Here is a 19,050-nt window from a genome sequence, read left to right on the forward strand (position 1 = left end):
ACAAGCTACAAATTACTCAAATAGCGCATCCAGGGCCTGCTCCAGCCGGGTCACGGCAATCACCTGCAACCCCGCCGGCGCCTCTTTCGGCGCATTGCCCTTGGGCACGATGGCCCGCTTGAAGCCGTGCTTGGCCGCCTCCTTCAAGCGCTCCTGGCCACTGGGCACCGGCCGCACCTCGCCGGACAGGCCGATCTCGCCAAACACCAGCAGGCCATGGGCCAGGGGACGGTTGCGCAGGCTGGACATCACCGCCGCCAGCAGCGCCAGGTCCGAAGCCGTTTCCAGCACCTTCACCCCGCCGACCACGTTGAGGAACACGTCCTGGTCATGGGTAGGAATACCGCCATGGCGGTGCAGCACTGCCAGCAACATGGCAAGGCGGTTCTGGTCCAGGCCCAGGGTCACCCGGCGCGGGTTGGCCAGGTGGCTGTCGTCGACCAGCGCCTGCACTTCAACCAGCATCGGCCGGGTGCCCTCCCAGGTCGCCATCACCACGCTGCCCGGCACTTCCTCCTGGGTGCGGTTGAGGAAGATCGCCGACGGATTGGACACTTCTTTAAGGCCACGGTCGGTCATGCCGAACACGCCCAGCTCGTTGACCGCGCCAAAGCGGTTCTTCACCGCCCGCAGCAGGCGCAGGCGGCCATCGGACTCGCCCTCGAAATACAGCACGGTATCGACCATGTGCTCAAGTACCCGTGGCCCGGCCAGCGAGCCCTCCTTGGTCACGTGGCCGACCAGGAAAATCGCCGTACCGCTCTGTTTGGCGTAGCGCACCAGCAACGCCGTGCTCTCGCGTACCTGAGCCACGCCGCCGGGCGCCGATTGCAGCTGCTCGGTGAAAATGGTCTGGATCGAGTCGATTACCATCACCCGTGGCTTTTCCTGGCGCGCCGTGGCGATGATGGTCTCGATACAGGTTTCGGTCATCACCTTGAGCTGGTCCTGGGGCAGGCCCAGGCGCCGCGAGCGCATGGCCACCTGCTGCTGCGACTCCTCGCCGGTGACATACAGCGCCGGCATGCCCACGGCAATGTTGCACAAGGTTTGCAGCAGGATGGTCGACTTGCCGATGCCGGGGTCGCCACCGATCAACACCACCGAGCCATCCACCAGGCCACCGCCCAGCACGCGGTCCAGTTCGGTGCTGCTGGTGGTGAAGCGCGGGATTTCCTCGACGCTGACTTCGGCCAGGGTCTTGATCTGCGCCTGCTGACCGGTCCAGCCGGCACGGCCGCTACTGGGCGCAGCGGCGCCGCCGCTTTCGATCATGGTCTCGACCAAAGTGTTCCAGGCCCCGCATTCGCCACACTGGCCGGCCCATTTGGGGAAGGTCGCACCGCACTCGGTGCAGCCATACAAGCGCTTGGCCTTGGCCATGGCTGGGGGTCTCCTGGAAAAAACCGCCATGATAGCCGAGCTGGACGTGCCTCGAACGCCTCGGGATGCGACAAAACTATTCGTTCTAACCGCAGTCAGTAGCCCAGAGCACAACGCATGAAGCGTTCAAGTGGCTTACACTGCGTAAACCTTACCTTTTGTTACAAGGAACCAAACATGGGCATGATCAGTGAGTTCAAGGCCTTCGCGGTCAAAGGCAATGTCGTCGACATGGCGGTCGGTATCATCATCGGCGCGGCCTTCGGCAAGATCGTCTCGTCTTTCGTCGGTGACGTGGTCATGCCGCCACTGGGCCTGTTGATCGGTGGCATGGACTTCAGCGACCTGGCAGTTACCCTGAAGGCTGCCGAAGGTGACGTTCCGGCGGTGGTGCTGGCCTATGGCAAGTTCATCCAGACCGTGATCGACTTCGTGATCGTGGCCTTTGCCATCTTCATGGGGGTGAAGGCGATCAACAAGCTCAAGCGTGAAGAGGCCGTGGCGCCGACTGCACCGCCTGTGCCGACTGCCGAAGAGACCTTGCTGACCGAGATCCGCGATTTGCTCAAGGCGCAGAACCAGAACCGTTTGCCCTGAGGTTAGATAGGGAGCGCTGTGGGAGCGGGCAGGCCCGCGAAGAATCCAACGCGGTGGATGGCACCGGCTCCGCCGGTGTTCGCGGGCAGATCGGACCGCCGCACCGCCGCTCCCCCAACGGCCTTACCAGTAATTCTCTACCGCCACCTGCCCCGGCCGCTTGCTCAGGCTCAATTGCAGGTCGCGCGCCTTCAGTACCTTGCGCGTATCGTCAATCATCTGCGGGTTGCCACACAGCATCACCCGCGAATGTTCCGGCGACAGCTCCAGCCCCGCCGCCTTCTCCAGTTCGCCATTCTCGATCAGCGTGGTAATACGCTGGTTCAACGCCCCCGGGTGCTGTTCACGGGTCACCACCGGAATGAACTGCAACTTGCCGGCGAACTCGGCCAGGTAATCGCGCTGCTCCAGCCCGGCGATTTCATCCACATAGGCCAGCTCTTTCGCTTCGCGCACCGAATACACCAGCTTGATGTTGTCGAAACGCTCCCAAGCCTCGAAGTCCTGCAGGATCGACATGAACGGCGCAATGCCAGTACCGGTCGCCAGCAACCACAGGTCGCGGCCACCGACGAAGCGGTCGAGGGTAAGGAAGCCGAAGGCCTGGCGATCGATCAGCAGAGCATCGCCCGCCCCCAGCCTGCTCAGCTCACTGGTGAATTCCCCACCAGGCACCACGATGGAGAAGAAGTCCAGGTGCTCGTCATGGGGCGCGCTGACCATGGAGTAGGCACGCCACACTACACTGCCATCGGCCTTGGTCACGCCCAGGCGGGCGAACTGGCCGGAACGGAAGCGGAACCCCGCATCGCGCGTAACCCGCAGGCTGAAGAGGTTCGGCGTCAGTGGCTGAACATCGAGCAGGGTCTGGCGGGTGAACTTTTCGGCGCTAGCGGTCATATCGGGCTCCAGGTTTGGCGTGCGCACAGTGTCGCGCAAAGTAGCGCGGATAAAAACCACTGCTTTGTAGGGCCTCATCTGCGGCGATCCTGCCGAAGTCGCAGAAAATCCTGAGTGCTATAACAAAAAATTCCCAGCGGGATCGTAGGTCTTTTCCTACAATCATCCGGGCACCCAAACGGAATGAATCCTGGAACCCAAGGAGTTGTTCAGATGCTTCACTGGAAACCCGAGCATCTTCATACGTTTGCCAGCGAACGCAGCCCACGGAAGCTGTTCGACATCGCGGTTTGCCTGGCACAGGACCTGGGCATGGAATATCTCGGGCTGAACATTCGCATCCAGATCGCCACGCAAACACCCAGACTGTACCTTTACAGCAATTACCCGAGCGGCTGGATCGAGCGCTATCAGGGCGACGAGCTCTACAAGCAGGACGCGGCCGCATACCTGAGCCACACCTCGACCATGCCAGTGCAATGGACCGACGAGCTGTATCGTGAAGCCCCGCAGTTTCGTGAAATCGCCTGCCAGCACGGTCTGCGCCATGGCTGGACACAGTCGCTGCACGATCTGCATCACAACGAAAGCCAGATCAGCGTGGCCAGGCCTGCCGGCAGCATCAATATGGCAGAGCTCTACGGCAAGGCCGGCAACGTGCAGTGGCTGTGCCACACCCTGCATGCGGTGCTTGGCGAACACCACCTCAATGCACTGTGCCCGCCGGCGCCGAAAATGAGCGATCGGGAACTTGAAGTGCTGAAATGGTCGGCCGCCGGCAAGACCGCCGCCGACGTGGCCTGCATCCTGTCGCTGTCGCAAAGCACGGTGAACTTCCATATCCGCAGTGTCATCACCAAGACCAACGCCGCCAACAAGGCCGGCGCCATCGCCATCGCCGCCCTGCGTGGCTGGATCTGACCTTCAAACCTGCGACCTTGGGCAAAGCCCTGTAGAATCGCCCGGCAAAGCCCGGAGCGAACCGCAACGGGCAGTTTCGTACCCGAGCCAGACGCCATGCCCCTGTTGACCACCCCCTACGCCGAACTCGACCTGATCCGCCAGCCGGAACAGGCCAACGACCCGCTGCAGGCTTTCGATGCCGCCGACGAGTACCTGCTTGCGCAGCTGCACGAACAGGCCCCCGCGGCCAACTGCCGGGTGCTGGTGCTCAATGACAGCTTTGGCGCCCTGGCCGCCAGCCTGGCGGGCAAGCTGCAGGTGGTCAGCAGTGGCGATTCGCACCTGGCGCACCTGGCCCTGGAAAAGAACCTGGCGCGCAATGGCCTGCCGTTCGACAGCGTGCCGTTCGTGCCGGCCAGCGAATACTGGCAAGGCCCGTTCGACCGGGTGCTGGTGCGCGTGCCCAAGACCCTGGCCCTGCTCGAAGAACAGCTGATCCGCCTGCAAGGCCACCTGGCGCCCGGTGCACAGGTGATTGCCGGGGCGATGATCAAGCACCTGCCACGGGCTGCCGGTGACCTTATGGAGAAGTACATCGGCCCGGTGCAGGCCTCGCTGGCGCAAAAAAAGGCTCGGTTGCTGACAGCAACGGTGGCCGAACGGCCTGTCGCCCGCTCGCCCTACCCTAGCCGCTACCGTCTTGACGCGCCGGCGCTGGAGTTGGTCAACCACGCCAACGTGTTCTGCCGTGAGGGTCTGGACATCGGCACCCGGGCGTTCCTCCCGCACCTGCCCCGCGAACTGGGCCGTGCGCGGGTGGCGGACCTGGGTTGCGGCAACGGCGTGCTGGCGATAGCCAGCGCCCTGGACAACCCGGATGCCCAGTACACCCTGGTCGACGAGTCGTACATGGCGGTGCAATCGGCACAAGAGAACTGGCAGGCCGCGCTGGGTGAGCGCCCGGCGGTGTTCGAGGCAGCCGATGGGTTGGCGGGGGTGGAGAAGCAGTCGCTGGACGTGGTGCTGTGCAACCCGCCGTTCCACCAGCAGCAGGTAGTGGGTGACTTCCTCGCCTGGCGCATGTTCCAGCAGGCGCGGGAAGCGCTGGTGGTGGGCGGTGCGCTGTATATCGTGGGTAACCGGCACCTGGGCTATCACAGCAAGCTGGCGCGGTTGTTCCGTGGGGTTGAGCAGGTGGCCGCAACGCCCAAGTTCGTTATCCTGAAAGCCCGCAAGTAAGCCTGTACCGGCCCTATCGCCGGCAAGCCAGCTCCAGCAGGTACTGCACTGCATTCACGGGCAGTGCAGTACCTGTGGGAGCTGGTTTGCCGGCGATAGGGCCAGAACAGGCTTATCTCAATGGGTGGTCAGCCCCGCGGCCCCCATGAACAGGCGCATCACCCAGGCCGCCACACCCAGAGCCGCCACGCTCATCGCCCAGATCAGCAGCAGCCAACCCAGCCGCTGCCACAGGGGTTTCTTCTCGTCCAAACCATGCTTGCCGGTCATCATGCGGCCCTCCTAGTGATAGCCGTCTTCATGGGTAACCTTGCCGCGGAACACGTAATAGCTCCAGAAGGTATACATGAGGATGAACGGCAGGATGAACAGGGTGCCCACCAGCATGAAGCCCTGGCTCTGCGGTGGCGCCGCGGCGTCCCAGATCGAGATTGACGGCGGGATGATATTCGGCCACAGGCTGATGCCCAGGCCGCTGTAACCAAGGAAGATCAGCACCAACGTCAGCAGGAACGGCGTGTAGTGGGCATTGCGCGCCACCGCCTTGAGCAACCCGTAGAAGGTTACCAGCACCAGCAGCGGCACCGGCATGAACCAGACCAGGTTAGGCATGCTGAACCAGCGCTCGGCAATCTGCGGGTAGGCGATCGGTGTCCACAGGCTGACGATGCCGATCACCACCAGCAGCACCAGCGCCAACGGCCGGGCGATGTCGTGCATCTTCTGCTGCAGCGCCCCTTCGGTCTTCATGATCAGCCAGGTGCAGCCCAACAGGGTGTAGGCAACGATCAGCCCCAGGCCGCAGAACAGGCTGAACGGGGTCAGCCAGTCAAGTGTGCCGCCGGCGAAATGCCGGTCGACCACCTTGAAGCCTTCGAGGAAGGCGCCCAGCGCCACGCCCTGGAAGAAGGTGGCAATCAGCGAGCCCCAGATGAACGCCTTGTCCCAGATATGGCGCTTGTCGGCCTTGGCCTTGAAGCGGAACTCGAAGGCCACGCCGCGGAAGATCAGGCCGATCAGCATCAGGATCAATGGCAGGTACAGGGCCTCCAGCACTACCGAATAAGCCATCGGGAATGCCCCGAACAGCCCGGCACCGCCCAGCACCAGCCAGGTTTCGTTGCCGTCCCACACGGGGGCGACGGTGTTCATCATCACATCGCGGTCATGCTCGCCCTTGACGAACGGGAAGAGCATGCCGATCCCCAGGTCGAAACCATCCATCACCACATACATCATGACGCCGAAGATGATGATCACGGCCCAGATCAGCGGAAGGTCGATACCCATGGTTCAGTTCCCCTTGCTCAGGCTGGCGGAGTTGGCCTCTCGGCCATCATCGGCGGCGGACAGCGGCCGCGCCGGCGTGCGTTTGGTGCCTGGGCCACCGGGGCTGTGCTCGTCACCCTCACCGGTCTGCGGCCCTTTGCGCACCAGGCGCATCATGTAGCCAAGGCCGGTGCCGAACAGGGCGAAGTACACCACCACGAAGGCCACCAGGGTGAAGCCGAGCTGGGCATAACTGTGGTTCGACACACCGTCTGCCGTGCGCATCAGGCCATACACCACCCAGGGTTGGCGGCCGATTTCGGTGGTGAACCAGCCGGCCAGCAGCGCGATCAACCCGGAAGGCCCCATCCACAGGGCCAGGTACAGGAACGGCCGCGAGGTGTAGAGCGTGCCGCGCTTGCGCAGCCAGAGGCTCCACAGGCCGACGAAGATCATCAGGAAACCCAGCCCGACCATGATCCGGAACGACCAGAAGACGATGGTCGAGTTAGGCCGGTCTTCGGGCGGGAACTCCTTCATCGCCGGCACCTGCTTGTCCAGGCTGTGGGTCAGGATCAGGCTGCCGAGTGCCGGAATCTCGAGCTTGAAGCGGGTGGTTTCGGCCTGCATGTCGGGGATGCCGAACAAGATCAGCGGGGTCGGCTCGCCGGGCACGTTCTCCCAGTGGCCTTCGATGGCGGCGATCTTCACCGGCTGGTGCTTGAGCGTGTTGAGGCCATGGAAGTCACCGATCACCGCCTGGATCGGGGCGACGATCAGCGCCATCCACATGGCCATCGACAGCATCTTGCGCACTGCCGGGTTGTCACGCCCGCGCAGCAGGTGCCAGGCCGCCGAGGCACCGACGAAGAAGGCAGTGGAGACGAACGCGGCAGTGGCCATGTGCGCCAGGCGGTAGGGGAACGAGGGGTTGAACACCACTGCCAGCCAGTCCACCGGCACCACCCGGCCATCGATGATCTCGTGGCCTTGTGGGGTCTGCATCCAACTGTTGGAGGCGAGGATCCAGAAGGTCGAGACCAGGGTGCCAAGCGCCACCATCACCGTGGAGAAGAAGTGCAAGCCACGGCCGACGCGGTTCCAGCCAAACAGCATGACCCCCAGGAAGCCGGCCTCGAGAAAGAACGCGGTCAGCACCTCGTAAGTGAGCAGCGGGCCGGTAATGGCGCCGGCGAAGTCGGAGAAGCGGCTCCAGTTGGTGCCGAACTGGTAGGCCATGACCAACCCGGAAACCACGCCCATGCCGAAGTTGACGGCGAAGATTTTCGACCAGAAGTGATAAAGGTCACGGTAGACCTGGTTATTGGTCCGCAGCCAGAGGCCTTCGAGGACTGCCAGGTAGCTCGCCAGGCCAATGGTGATGGCCGGGAACAGGATATGAAACGACACGGTAAAGGCAAACTGCATTCGGGCGAGTTCCAAGGCCTCTATTCCGAACATGGTGCTTCCTCTTCAGATAATCCGGCGTCCGGGCCGCTGGCCCCGTCGCCCACTGCCCCCACGGTAGTCGAGTGCGGCGCGTTGGAATTGTTCTGTTCGATCGCAGGGATTTCGGCCCGAGGGCCCGATCGTTACATCTGGAACGATTGATCCAGATCAACGATTGCTAGGAAGCATAGTCCTGAATGGCCTGACGGGCCGTGTGGTTGATTGCCGCGTGACCCGTTGCCCCACCCCCTTTCATGACGCGTGAAAAAGTGCCGACCCCGGCAAACAGTAACCGGTTGTTACAAACAGATGATACGCTGCGCCCCCCTCTACTGCGCCGAGGCCCCTGGTTTCCGATGTCCGATTCCGCACCGCAGTTGTTGCGTCACCACCGCCCTTTCCTGGCCTTCTGGCTGGCCCGCGTGTTCACCGCCAGCGGCTTCCAGATGCTTACCGTGGCCATTGGCTGGCACCTCTACCAGTTGACCGGCAATGTGCTGGACCTGGGCCTGGTCGGCCTGGTCGAGTTCGCCCCTCGGGTGCTGTTCATGCTGCACACCGGGCATGTCGCCGACCGCTATGACCGGCGCAAGGTCGCAGCGCTGTGCCAGAGCCTGCAGGGGCTGATAGCCCTGGCACTGGCGCTGGGCAGCGCAACCGACAACGTCACCCGCGAGCTGATCTTCGCCCTCGCCTTCCTGCTCGGTGCCACGCGTTCGTTCGAAATGCCGGCGACCCAGGCGCTGCTGCCCAACGTGGTACCGGCCGGGCTGTTCCCGCGCGCGGTGGCGGCTTCGGCCTCGGCCACCCAGACGGCAACCATCGTGGCACCGGCGGTGGGCGGTTTCCTGTATGCCTTCGGCAGCATCTGGGTATACGGCCCCACCGTAGCCCTGTACGCCATCGCCTGTGTGCTGACCTTGAGCCTGCAGGCACGCGGCCAGGTGGCCCAGCGCGGGCGCGCCAGCATCGAATCGCTGCTGGCCGGTATCCGCTTCATCCGTAGCCGGCCCGACATTCTGGGCGCCATCTCGCTGGACCTGTTCGCCGTACTGCTGGGCGGGGCCACCGCGCTGCTGCCAGTGTTCGCCAAGGACATCCTGCTGACCGGCCCGCTGGGCCTGGGCCTGCTGCGCTCGGCGCCAGCGGTGGGAGCGTTGCTGATGTCGCTTTGGCTGGCGCGCTTCCCGTTCGAGCGCAACGTTGGGCGGACCATGTTCACGGCAGTGGGCGTGTTCGGCGTGGCGACCATCGCCTTTGGCCTGTCGACCTCGTTCTGGTTCTCGCTGGCAGTACTGGTGGTGCTGGGCGCGGCGGACATGATCAGCATGGTCATCCGCGGCGCCTTCGTGCAGCTGGAGACGCCGGACGAAATGCGCGGGCGGGTGAGCGCGGTGAACGGCTTGTTCATTGGTGCCTCGAACCAGCTCGGCGAGTTCGAATCGGGGGTTACGGCGCACTGGTTTGGGACGGTGCCGGCGGTGGTACTGGGCGGAGTGGGCACTTTAGTGGTGACTGGGGTGTGGATAAGACTGTTCCCCACACTGGCCAAGCGAGATCGGTTGCATAACGGTTGATCTGTAGCCTGTACCGGCCCTTTCGCGGGTAAACCCGCTCCCACCAGGAGCGCGTCGCCATCAGGCCTGGTGGGGTACCTGTGGGAGCGGGTTCACCCGCGAAGAGGCCGGCACAGGGAAAAAATTACCATTCCCCAACGGCGATAGGCCCCCGCCAAGCATGCTGGTATGATGCGCGGCTTTTTTCCGCCCCACACAAAACCACGGCAACCGGTACGGTCTGTGCTTTGCTGATGGGGTCGATACATTCATGGCGCCGGGGGCGCCTTGGGAGCGGGCATGCTGGAAAGGCTGTTTCAACTGAAAGCACACAACACCAATGTGCGCACCGAGATTCTCGCGGGCGTCACCACCTTCCTGGCCATGGCCTACATCCTGTTCGTCAACCCGAGCATCCTCGGCGAGACCGGCATGGACAAGGGTGCGATCTTCGTCGCCACCTGCCTGGCCGCGGCCATCGGCTCGGTGACCATGGGCCTGATCGCCAACTACCCGATCGCCCTGGCGCCGGGCATGGGCCTGAACGCGTTCTTTACCTACACCGTGGTCCTGCACATGGGCCACACCTGGCAAGTGGCGCTGGGCGCGGTGTTCCTGTCAGCGGTGATGTTCTTCCTGCTGTCGATCTTCCGCATCCGCGAATGGATCGTGAACAGCATCCCGCTGCCGCTGCGTTCGGCCATCGCCGCGGGTATCGGCCTGTTCCTGGCGCTGATTGCTCTGCATAACGCGGGCATCGTCGTCGATAACCCGGCTACCCTGGTGGGCCTGGGCGACCTCAAGCAGCCAGCACCGATCCTCGCCACCCTGGGCTTCTTCCTGATCGTCGGCCTGGAGTCGCTGAAAGTGCGCGGCGCCGTGCTGATCGGCATTCTCGCCGTAACCATCGCCTCGATCCTGATGGGCGTGACACCATTCGGCGGCGTGGTCTCGATGCCGCCATCGCTGGCCCCGACCTTCCTGCAACTGGACATCGCCGGCGCGCTGGACGTGGGCTTGATCAGCGTGATCTTCGCCTTCCTGTTCGTCGACCTGTTCGACAACTCCGGTACCCTGATCGGCGTGGCCAAGCGCGCCGGGCTGATGGGCAAGGACGGCCACATGCCGAAGATGGGCCGTGCCCTGATCGCCGACAGCACTGCAGCCATGGCCGGCTCCCTGCTGGGCACCTCGACCACCACCAGCTACATCGAATCCGCCGCAGGCGTGAGCGCTGGTGGCCGCACCGGCCTGACCGCCATCGTGGTCGCGGTACTGTTCCTGCTGGCGCTGTTCTTCGCCCCGCTGGCCGGTAGCGTGCCGGCCTTCGCCACGGCCCCGGCGCTGCTGTTCGTCGCGGTGCTGATGGCCTCGGGCCTGGCGGAAATAAACTGGGACGACGTCACCGAAGCCGCACCGGTGGTAGTGACCGCCCTGGCCATGCCGCTGACCTACTCGATCGCCAACGGCATCGCCTTCGGCTTCATTTCCTGGACCGCCGTCAAGCTGATCTCCGGCCGCCACCGCGACCTGAACCCGGCCCTGGTGATCCTTTCCATCCTGTTCGTCATCAAGCTGGGCTGGTTCAACGCATGAGTGCTGCTTTCGACCCCTCCTCCTACGCCACCCAGCTGGACGCCAAGGTGGCCCGGCTGCGCGAGCTGCTGGCGCCGTTCGGCGCGCCGGAGCCGGCTGTTTTCGACTCGCCGCGCGAGCATTACCGCCTGCGCGCCGAGTTCCGCCTGTGGCGCGAAGACGGCCAGCGCCACTACGCCATGTTCGCCCCGGGCGAGAAGCACAAGGCGATCCTGATCGACGACTTCCCCATCGCCAGCCAGCGCATCAATGCACTGATGCCACGCCTGAAGGCGGCCTGGCAGGCCAGCGAGGAACTGGGCAACCGCCTGTTCCAGGTGGAGTTCCTCACCACCCTGGCCGGCGATGCCATGGTCACCCTGTGCTACCACCGCCCGCTGGACGAGGCCTGGGAAGTGGCCGCACGGCAACTGGCCGAAGAGCTGGGCGTGAGCATCATTGGCCGCTCCAAGGGCAAGCGCCTGGTGATCGGCCGTGACTACGCGGTGGAAAAGCTCGACGTCGCTGGCCGTGTGTTCAGCTATCGCCAGCCGGAAGGCGCGTTCACCCAGCCCAACGGCGCGGTGAACCAGAAGATGCTGAGCTGGGCCTTCGAGGCCATTGGCGAGCGTGACGACGACCTGCTGGAGCTGTACTGCGGCAACGGCAACTTCACCCTGCCGCTGGCCACTCGCGTGCGCCAGGTGCTGGCTACCGAGATCAGCAAGACCTCGGTCAATGCCGCATTGAGCAACCTCGACGAGAACGCTGTGGATAACGTGCGGCTGGTGCGCCTGTCGGCAGAAGAGCTGACCCAGGCGCTGAATGAGGTGCGACCGTTCCGCCGACTGGAAGGCATCGACCTGAAGAGCTACGCGTTCGGTACGGTGTTCGTCGACCCGCCGCGGGCGGGGATGGATCCGGATACCTGCGAGCTGACCCGGCGTTTCGAGCGGATCCTGTACATCTCGTGCAACCCGGAGACACTGGCAGCGAACATTGCCCAGTTGCACGACACCCACCGCATCGAGCGGTGCGCATTGTTTGACCAGTTCCCTTATACCCACCACATGGAAAGTGGGGTATTGCTGGTACGCCGATAGAGGCGCGGATAAAAGGGTCACCCTGGCTTGCCAAAGCTCCATCCAGCGAGAAGCTATTCCAAATGGAAAAAGCAATTGCACGCCGTTAAGTTCAGGCCTTCGACCATCGGAGGCCAGACCCCATGCCCAAACTCAACACAACCCTACTGATCATGCTGCTCGTCAGTGCTGCGATGGCCAATGCCGGTAATGAGGATGTAATTTCCATACCTGATCATGCTGAACTGGAATGGAAGCCTTTACCGCCCGGAGGAGCCATGATCAGTTACGCCAATCTGATGGGTGAATTGACTGGGGCACAGCCCTATTCCGCGCTTATCAAGATCAGGAAGGGAACACACGCCTTTGCTCACACTCACAGCGCCAGCATTTCGAAAGTGGTGCTTGAAGGAACCGCTTTCACAGTGGTCGAGGGCACGCGCACCGAATACCCGACGGGCAGCTTCCTGCGGATACCTGCAGGAGTTGCCCATGAAAGCGGCTGCGTTGCTGCCTCTAACTGCCTGCTCTACGTTCATCAACCCAAAGGCTACGATGTCGAGCAGACTTCGAAACAGCCTTAAACCCATGCGCCAAGCCACGCTTGTCAGCGCGCGTGGCTTGACGCAACACGGGGCGCAGCTTAGTCGGCAGATCGCGAACGGCCTGATTCAAAAGTCGAAGAAGACTGTCTCCCCTTCCCCCTGAATACGGATATCGAAGCGATACGCCGTCTTCCCGTCCACCTCACAACGCTTGGCCACCAGGGTCTCGCGCCGCTGCGGCTGCTCGATCAGATTGAGCACCGGGCACTTGGCATTGGCCTCGGCCTCATCATCGAAATACAGGCGCGTGTGCAGGTGGATGTTGATCCCCCGGGCAAACAGGCTGATGTTGATGTGCGGTGCCATTGGCACACCGGCGGCGTTTTTCACCACGCCTGGCTTCACCGTATGCGCCGTCCACTCACCCGCGTCAAAGGTGGTAGCCGTGCGGCCAAAGCTGTTGAAGGCGTTTTCCAGGTTGTAGGCATCCTGGTACTCACCGTTGGCGTCGGCTTGCCAGAGCTCCAGGAACGAGTCCCGCACCAGGTGGCCATTGCCGTCATACACATGGCCGATCAGCAGAATATGCTCGCCGGGCGCATCCGGCTTGGCCAGGCGGTTCCAGATTTCCTGGTCGCGGGTCGGGTTGCCGGCCGCTTCCAGGGCCAGGCCGATGTGCACGTAGGGGCCGGCGGTCTGCGAAGGGGTTTCCGGCAGCAGTTCGATTGGCATGGCGGGGTCCTCAGCAGTTTTCGAAGTGGGTCTTGCGCTGGCCACGCAGCACGATGTCGAAGCGGTAGGCCAGGCAGTCCATCGGGTTGGCGTTGCTCATGTCGAGCTTGGCGATCAACTGCTGCACGGCTTGCGGGTTGGCGATCGACTTGACGATCGGGCACATCGGGATCAGCGGGTCACCCTCGAAGTACAGCTGGGTGATCAGCTTGGTGGCGATCGACGGGCCACTGATGGCGAAGTGGATGTGCGCCGGGCGCCAGTCGTTCGGGCCGTTGCGCCATGGGTACGGGCCCGGCTTGATGGTGCGGAAGCTGTAGTAGCCGTCACGGTCGGTCAGGCAGCGGCCGACGCCACCGAAGTTCGGGTCCAGCGGTGCCAGGTAGCGGTCGTTCTTGTGACGGTAGCGGCCGCCGGCGTTGGCCTGCCACATTTCCACCAGGGTGTTCGGTACTGGCTTGCCGTACTGATCGACTACACGGCCGGCGACGATGATGCGCTCACCGATCGGCAAGCCGCCGTTATTGAAGTTCAGCAGCAGGTCATGGTCATGGGCGCCGAAGCCCAGGTGGGAAAAGTCCGGACCGGTGGTTTCGCTGATCGACTGCGGGATGCTGACCAGCGCCTGGCGCGGCGAGCGGGCAATGGACGTCTTGTAGTCAGGCGTAAGGGCTTTCGGGTGCCAGTTGCGATCACGGATCACAAAGCGGCTGTTGTCCTGGGCGGGCATGCCGGTTTCCTCTCTTGGAATTATGGAAATGCGAGGGGGGCTTCTACGAAACCCTGTCGCGGGCAAGCCCGCTCCCACATGCAGTTTCAGGCAGGTAGCGCGCAATGAATATTGAAATCAGGCATTTCAAACATAACCATTTGGTTATGGATAAACACCTTGGCCTGACACTCGCCGCTGTCGTGGACTAATCTTTGCCTTCTTGTTTCAAGCTCCGGAGAACATTCATGGAATGGCGAAAAGGCCGACGCAGCGACAATGTGGTCGATGCCCGAGGTGAAGGTGGTGGCGGCGGCATGCGTTTCGGCGGCGGCAAGGGGCTGGGGCTTGGCGCAGTGCTGCTGATTGTCGGCATCGGTTGGCTCACCGGCCAGGACCCGTTGCAGATTCTCGGCCAGCTCGCCGGCCAGATGGAGCAGCAGCAACAGCAGGTGCCCAGCGGTGCGGGTGGCAAGGCCCCGCCGGCCAACGACCAGCAGGCCGAGTTCGTCGCCTCGATCCTGGGCGATACCGAAGACACCTGGAAAGCCCTGTTCGCCGAGGGCGGCAAGCAGTACCGCGACCCCAAGCTGGTGCTGTTCAGCGGCCAGGTCAATTCGGCCTGTGGCTTTGCCTCGGCGGCGGTGGGGCCGTTCTACTGCCCGGCGGACCAGCGGGTTTACCTGGACATGTCGTTCTTCCGCGAAATGGAAACCCGCTTCGCCGCCGCCGGCGACTTTGCCCAGGCCTACGTGATCGCCCACGAAATCGGCCATCATGTGCAAACCCTGCTGGGCGTGTCGGCCAAGGTCGATGCCGCGCGCCGCAGTGGCCAGCGCATGGAAGGCGACAACGGCCTGCTGGTGCGCCAGGAGCTGCAGGCCGACTGCCTGGCCGGCGTATGGGCCTACCAGGCGCAGAAGCGCCTGAACTGGCTGGAGCCGGGTGACGTCGAAGAGGCGCTGAACGCGGCCAATGCCATTGGCGATGACCGCCTGCAGCAGCAGGGCCGCGGCCGCGTGGTGCCGGACTCCTTCACCCATGGCACCTCGGCGCAGCGGGTGCGCTGGTTCAAGGCCGGGTTTGCCGAGGGTGAGGTGAACCGCTGCGATACCTTCAGTGCGCGCAACCTCTAAGGCTTCATGGGGCTGCCATGCAGCCCCAATCAAGTCAGTTACAAATCTGCTGAAAAAGCGTTTCAGCTTCCCCCATCACTGCCGATAACCCCTGCACGAGTCAGCAGGCATCCAGAACAACAACGCCTGGCGATCGACGATCAAGCGAGCGAAAAAATTTCTGGAGAGCGTGCATGAACAACTGGTTCGCCAACATCAGCGTCAACCTCAAACTCGGCCTGGGCTTCGGCCTGGTACTGATTCTCACCGGCCTGCTGGCCCTGACCGGCTGGACCAGCCTGGGCAGCCTGATCGACCGCAGCAACTGGATGGGCGATATCGGCCAGCTCAACAAGGACCTGACCGACCTGCGTATTGCGCGCCTGCAGTACATGATCGCCAACGGCGACGATGCCGCCGCCGCCAACACCCAGGCCAAGCTGGACGCCTTCAGCAAGCAGCAGGCCTACCTGGCCAGCACCTTCAAGAGCCCGGAAAACATCAAGCTGCTGGGTGAACTGGGCGAAACCATCAGCGCCTACAAGGTGTCGCTGAACAAAATGCGCCAGGGCTACGACGCCACCCGCACCGCGCGCACGGCCATGGACGGCTCGGCCAGCCGCGCCGACCAGGCCATGGACATCCTCAGCCAGGAAGTCATGGCACGCCCCGAAGCCGACAGCGTGCGCCTGGCCCAGTACCAGCTGATCAGCAAGGCTCGCCAGCAACTGCTGCAGGTACGCATCGACGTCCGCGGCTACATCGCCGACAACAGCGCCACCAACGAGCAGGCCGCCCTGCGCCAGCTGGACGCCGCCCTGGCCGAAATCGACAACCTCAAGCGCCAGCTGCCCGCCGAAGACACGCGCGTGCAACAGTTCGAAGGCTCGGTGCTGGCCTACCGTGACGCCGTGCGCCAGTTCCGCGATGCAGTCGCCAACATCACCACTGCGCGCGCCGAAATGACCGTACAGGGTGCCGACATCGTCAAGCGCAGCGACGCGCTGTACCAGATCCAGCTGCAGCGCCGCGACATCGAGAGCACTCAGGCGCGCAGCCTGCAGACCATCGCCACGCTGCTGGCGCTGCTGGTCGGCGTACTGGCGGCAGTGCTGATCACCCGGCAGATCACCCGCCCGCTGCGCGACACCCTGGTGGCGGTGGAAAAGATCGCCAGCGGCGACCTCACCCAGCAGTTGCGGGTTACCCGCCGCGACGAACTGGGCGTGCTGCAGCAGGGCATCGCGCGCATGGGCAGCACCCTGCGCGAGCTGATCAGCGGCATCCGCGACGGCGTCACCCAGATCGCCAGCGCCGCCGAGGAACTGTCGGCGGTGACCGAGCAGACCAGCGCCGGCGCCAACAGCCAGAAGGTCGAGACCGACCAGGTGGCCACCGCCATGCACGAAATGGCCGCTACCGTTCAGGAAGTGGCACGTAATGCCGAACAGGCCTCGCATGCTGCCACCGGTGCCGATGACGAAGCCCGTGCCGGCGACCGCGTGGTGGGTGAGGCGATTGGCCAGATCGAGCGCCTGGCCGAAGACATGCACCGCTCCACCGAGGCCATGAACCTGCTGCAGCAGGAAAGCCAGAAGATCGGCAGCGTGATGGACGTGATCAAGTCGGTGGCCGAACAGACCAACCTGCTGGCGCTGAACGCGGCGATCGAAGCGGCGCGTGCCGGCGAGGCCGGGCGTGGCTTTGCCGTGGTCGCCGATGAAGTGCGCGGCCTGGCCCAGCGCACGCAAAAATCCACCGAAGAGATCGAAGAGCTGATCGCCAGCCTGCAGCACGGCACCCAGCAAGTGGCTACGGCCATGCACGGCAGCCGCACCCTGACCGACAGCAGCGTAGAGCTGGCGCGCAAGGCCGGGGCTTCGCTGGAGAGCATCACCAGCACGGTATCGAGCATCCAGTCGATGAACCAGCAGATTGCCGCAGCGGCGGAGCAGCAGAGTGCGGTGGCGGAGGAGATCAGCCGCAGCATCCTGAATGTGCGCGACGTGTCGGAGCAGACGGCGGCGGCCAGTGACGAGACGGCGGCATCCAGCGTGGAGCTGGCGCGGTTGGGTGGGCAGTTGCAGACGCTGGTCAGCCAGTTCCGCGTCTGATCCTGGAATTCGGGGCCGCTTTGCGGCCCATCGCGACACAAGGCCGCTCCCACATTGATCGGCGTACGCAGGTCTTTGTGGGGGCAGCCTTGTGTCGCGAAAGGAGGGCACAGCCCTCCCAGCGATGGAACAGGTATTACTTGACGATCATCCCTACCCCACGCCCACGCGGATCGGAAGCGGTCTCCAGTTTCGTCCCATCCACCCGGATCGCCTGGATATCCCCCATCTCCCAGCCCTGGTCCTCCAGCACATAGCCCATCTTCTTCAGTTCATCAGCCACAGGCCCGGTCAGGGGTGCGTAGCTGTCGAAATAGATGGTGTCCTTGGGCAGCAACTGATGGTGCACACGTTGTGCCGCCACTGCCTTGTCCAGCGGCATGCCGTAGTCGTACAGGTTGTTCATCACCTGGAAGATCGAAGTGAAGATCCGCGAGCCACCCGGGGTACCGATGACCAGTTCGACCTTGCCATCGCGGGTCATCAGGCTGGGGCTCATGGACGACAGCATGCGCTTGCCCGGCGCAATGGCATTGGCATCGCCGCCCACCACGCCAAAGGCATTCGCCGCCCCCGGCTTGGCGCTGAAATCGTCCATCTCGTCGTTGAGCAGGAAGCCGGCGCCTTTCACCACCACACCACTGCCGTAGTCGAGGTTGAGGGTGTAGGTGTTGCTGACCGCGTTGCCCTGTTTGTCGACGATCGAGAAGTGCGTGGTCTGGTGCGGCTCCAGGCCCGGTTTGACCTGGTCAGTGTCGGAAATCGCTTTCGGGTTGACCTGCGCGGCGCGCTTGGCCAGGTAGTCCTTGGCCACCAGCTGGTCCACAGGCACTTTGGTGAAGGCCGGGTCGCCGAGGTAGTCGGCGCGGTCGGCGAATACGCGCTTCTCGATCTCGGCCAACAGGTGGATGTACTGCGCCGAGTTGTGCGCCACCCCCTTGAAGTCCGCCGCGCGGTTTTCCTTGATGCCCAGCAGCTGGGCCAGGGCGACGCCACCGGAGCTAGGTGGTGGCGCGGTATAGACCACGTTGCCACGCCAGCTCACGGCCATCGGCTCACGCCATACGGCCTTGTAGTCCTGGAGGTCTTGCTTGGTGATCAGGCCCTTGTCGGCCCGCATCTGCGCCACCAGCAGGTCGGCGGTCTTGCCCTGGTAGAACTCGCTCACACCCTTGTCGGCAATGCGCTCCAGGGTCTGGGCCATTTCCGGTTGCTTGAACAGCTCGCCAACCTTCATGTTGCCGAAGTAGTCGTTGAAATTGGTCGCGGTCTTGAACATGCCTTGGGCATCGTTGCGGTACTGGTACTGCTTTGCCGCCACCTTGAAGCCGTTTTTCGCATAACCGATGGCCGGGGTCAGCAGTTCGCTCCAGGGCAGCTTGCCGAACTTCTGGTGCGCCTCCCACAACCCCATCACCGTGCCAGGTACGCCAGCAGCGCGTGCCCCGACCAGGCTGAGGTTCTCGATGACCTCACCCTTGTCGTCCAGGTACATGTTGCGCGTGGCGGCCTTGGGCGCGACTTCGCGGTAGTCGAGGAAGTAGGGTTTGCCGTCGACGAACAGGGTCATGAACCCGCCACCGCCGATGTTGCCGGCCTCCGGATAAGTCACCGCCAGGGTGAACGCCGTGGCCACTGCCGCATCCACCGCGTTGCCGCCTTTCTTGAGGATGTCGGCGGCCACCTGTGCACCATATTGATCAGGCGCAGCCACCGCGCCGCCCTCCAGGGAGGCGGCATAAACCGAGGAACCGCTCAGGATCGCGGCTGCGAGGGCAAGGTACTGGAACGGAACAATACGCATGACACTTCCTTGGTGTTGTTTTTGTTGAGCGTTCAGTAAGGCCGAAGCGCTTCGACTGTGCAATCAACCGCAGGAAGT

At 63.5% G+C, this 19,050-nt stretch carries 17 protein-coding genes and 1 pseudogene; 10 read left to right on the forward strand and 8 right to left on the reverse strand.

Going from position 1 to position 19,050, the window contains the following annotated elements; all coding sequences use genetic code 11:
* Positions 1–12 precede the first annotated feature (12 nt).
* Positions 13–1,383 (reverse strand): DNA repair protein RadA, encoded by a 1,371-nt coding sequence (gene radA, locus MKK04_RS22520; RefSeq protein WP_207836540.1) that lies wholly within the window; start codon positions 1,381–1,383, stop codon positions 13–15.
* 177 nt (positions 1,384–1,560) lie between these two features.
* On the opposite strand from radA, the gene mscL reads away from it, so the two are divergent.
* Positions 1,561–1,980: a large-conductance mechanosensitive channel protein MscL gene (mscL, locus tag MKK04_RS22525; RefSeq protein WP_207836542.1), complete on the forward strand. Its 420-nt coding sequence runs from the start codon at positions 1,561–1,563 to the stop codon at positions 1,978–1,980.
* A gap of 123 nt (positions 1,981–2,103) precedes the next feature.
* Here mscL and MKK04_RS22530 read toward each other — a convergent pair whose 3' ends face one another.
* Positions 2,104–2,880 carry a ferredoxin--NADP reductase gene (locus MKK04_RS22530; protein WP_207836544.1) on the reverse strand — a complete coding sequence of 259 codons (777 nt, stop codon included), beginning with the start codon at positions 2,878–2,880 and terminating at the stop codon, positions 2,104–2,106.
* Between the two features lie 213 nt (positions 2,881–3,093).
* On the opposite strand from MKK04_RS22530, the gene MKK04_RS22535 reads away from it, so the two are divergent.
* Entirely contained in the window at positions 3,094–3,801 is a 708-nt protein-coding gene (locus MKK04_RS22535) for an autoinducer binding domain-containing protein (RefSeq protein WP_207836546.1), read from the forward strand.
* 96 nt (positions 3,802–3,897) lie between these two features.
* Positions 3,898–5,022 carry a methyltransferase gene (locus MKK04_RS22540; protein ID WP_241106001.1) on the forward strand — a complete coding sequence of 375 codons (1,125 nt, stop codon included), beginning with the start codon at positions 3,898–3,900 and terminating at the stop codon, positions 5,020–5,022.
* 117 nt (positions 5,023–5,139) lie between these two features.
* Here the strand turns inward: MKK04_RS22540 and MKK04_RS22545 are convergent, their stop codons facing one another.
* Genes MKK04_RS22545 through MKK04_RS22555 form a run of 3 tightly spaced genes read right to left on the reverse strand, consistent with a single transcriptional unit; the run spans position 5,140 to position 7,752 of the window.
* On the reverse strand, positions 5,140–5,295 hold the full coding sequence (locus tag MKK04_RS22545) for a DUF2474 domain-containing protein (RefSeq protein WP_085626848.1): 156 nt from the start codon (positions 5,293–5,295) through the stop codon (positions 5,140–5,142).
* Between the two features lie 9 nt (positions 5,296–5,304).
* Complete coding sequence (cydB, locus tag MKK04_RS22550; protein WP_063913408.1) at positions 5,305–6,312, reverse strand: cytochrome d ubiquinol oxidase subunit II; 1,008 nt, start codon at positions 6,310–6,312, stop codon at positions 5,305–5,307.
* Positions 6,313–6,315: 3 nt separating this feature from the next.
* Complete coding sequence (locus MKK04_RS22555; protein WP_233687083.1) at positions 6,316–7,752, reverse strand: cytochrome ubiquinol oxidase subunit I; 1,437 nt, start codon at positions 7,750–7,752, stop codon at positions 6,316–6,318.
* A 344-nt stretch (positions 7,753–8,096) separates the two neighbouring features.
* On the opposite strand from MKK04_RS22555, the gene MKK04_RS22560 reads away from it, so the two are divergent.
* The 4 genes from MKK04_RS22560 (at position 8,097) to MKK04_RS22575 (ending at position 12,537) form a co-directional block, all read left to right on the forward strand.
* Positions 8,097–9,317, forward strand: coding sequence for an MFS transporter (locus tag MKK04_RS22560; RefSeq protein ID WP_207838223.1), 1,221 nt, complete (start codon positions 8,097–8,099; stop codon positions 9,315–9,317).
* Positions 9,318–9,596: 279 nt separating this feature from the next.
* Complete coding sequence (locus MKK04_RS22565) at positions 9,597–10,892, forward strand: NCS2 family permease (RefSeq protein WP_233687084.1); 1,296 nt, start codon at positions 9,597–9,599, stop codon at positions 10,890–10,892.
* Complete coding sequence (trmA, locus tag MKK04_RS22570; RefSeq protein WP_233694103.1) at positions 10,889–11,974, forward strand: tRNA (uridine(54)-C5)-methyltransferase TrmA; 1,086 nt, start codon at positions 10,889–10,891, stop codon at positions 11,972–11,974. Before MKK04_RS22565 ends, trmA begins: the two co-directional genes overlap by 4 nt.
* Before the next feature lie 122 nt (positions 11,975–12,096).
* Entirely contained in the window at positions 12,097–12,537 is a 441-nt protein-coding gene (locus tag MKK04_RS22575; RefSeq protein ID WP_241106002.1) for a cupin domain-containing protein, read from the forward strand.
* An 87-nt stretch (positions 12,538–12,624) separates the two neighbouring features.
* On the opposite strand, the gene pcaG is transcribed toward MKK04_RS22575, so the two are convergent.
* Positions 12,625–13,230: a protocatechuate 3,4-dioxygenase subunit alpha gene (gene pcaG, locus MKK04_RS22580; RefSeq protein ID WP_046616363.1), complete on the reverse strand. Its 606-nt coding sequence runs from the start codon at positions 13,228–13,230 to the stop codon at positions 12,625–12,627.
* A 10-nt stretch (positions 13,231–13,240) separates the two neighbouring features.
* Positions 13,241–13,960, reverse strand: a complete 720-nt coding sequence (gene pcaH / locus MKK04_RS22585) for a protocatechuate 3,4-dioxygenase subunit beta (RefSeq protein ID WP_003251597.1) — start codon at positions 13,958–13,960, stop codon at positions 13,241–13,243.
* A 227-nt stretch (positions 13,961–14,187) separates the two neighbouring features.
* Between pcaH and ypfJ the strand changes: the two genes are divergently transcribed.
* The 3 genes and pseudogenes from ypfJ (at position 14,188) to MKK04_RS26760 (ending at position 17,168) form a co-directional block, all read left to right on the forward strand.
* Positions 14,188–15,075, forward strand: coding sequence for a KPN_02809 family neutral zinc metallopeptidase (ypfJ, locus tag MKK04_RS22590; RefSeq protein WP_207837835.1), 888 nt, complete (start codon positions 14,188–14,190; stop codon positions 15,073–15,075).
* A 308-nt stretch (positions 15,076–15,383) separates the two neighbouring features.
* Positions 15,384–16,313 (forward strand): annotated as a pseudogene (locus MKK04_RS26755) (methyl-accepting chemotaxis protein); the annotation flags it as partial.
* The gene (locus MKK04_RS26760) at positions 16,305–17,168 is read left to right on the forward strand and encodes a methyl-accepting chemotaxis protein (protein ID WP_416775519.1); all 864 of its coding nucleotides are present in this window, start codon (positions 16,305–16,307) and stop codon (positions 17,166–17,168) included. The pseudogene MKK04_RS26755 and the gene MKK04_RS26760, both read left to right, overlap by 9 nt.
* Before the next feature lie 136 nt (positions 17,169–17,304).
* On the opposite strand, the gene ggt is transcribed toward MKK04_RS26760, so the two are convergent.
* Complete coding sequence (gene ggt / locus MKK04_RS22600; protein WP_233694102.1) at positions 17,305–18,972, reverse strand: gamma-glutamyltransferase; 1,668 nt, start codon at positions 18,970–18,972, stop codon at positions 17,305–17,307.
* Positions 18,973–19,050 lie beyond the last annotated feature (78 nt).

Source organism: Pseudomonas sp. LS.1a (assembly GCF_022533585.1).
GTDB lineage: Bacteria > Pseudomonadota > Gammaproteobacteria > Pseudomonadales > Pseudomonadaceae > Aquipseudomonas.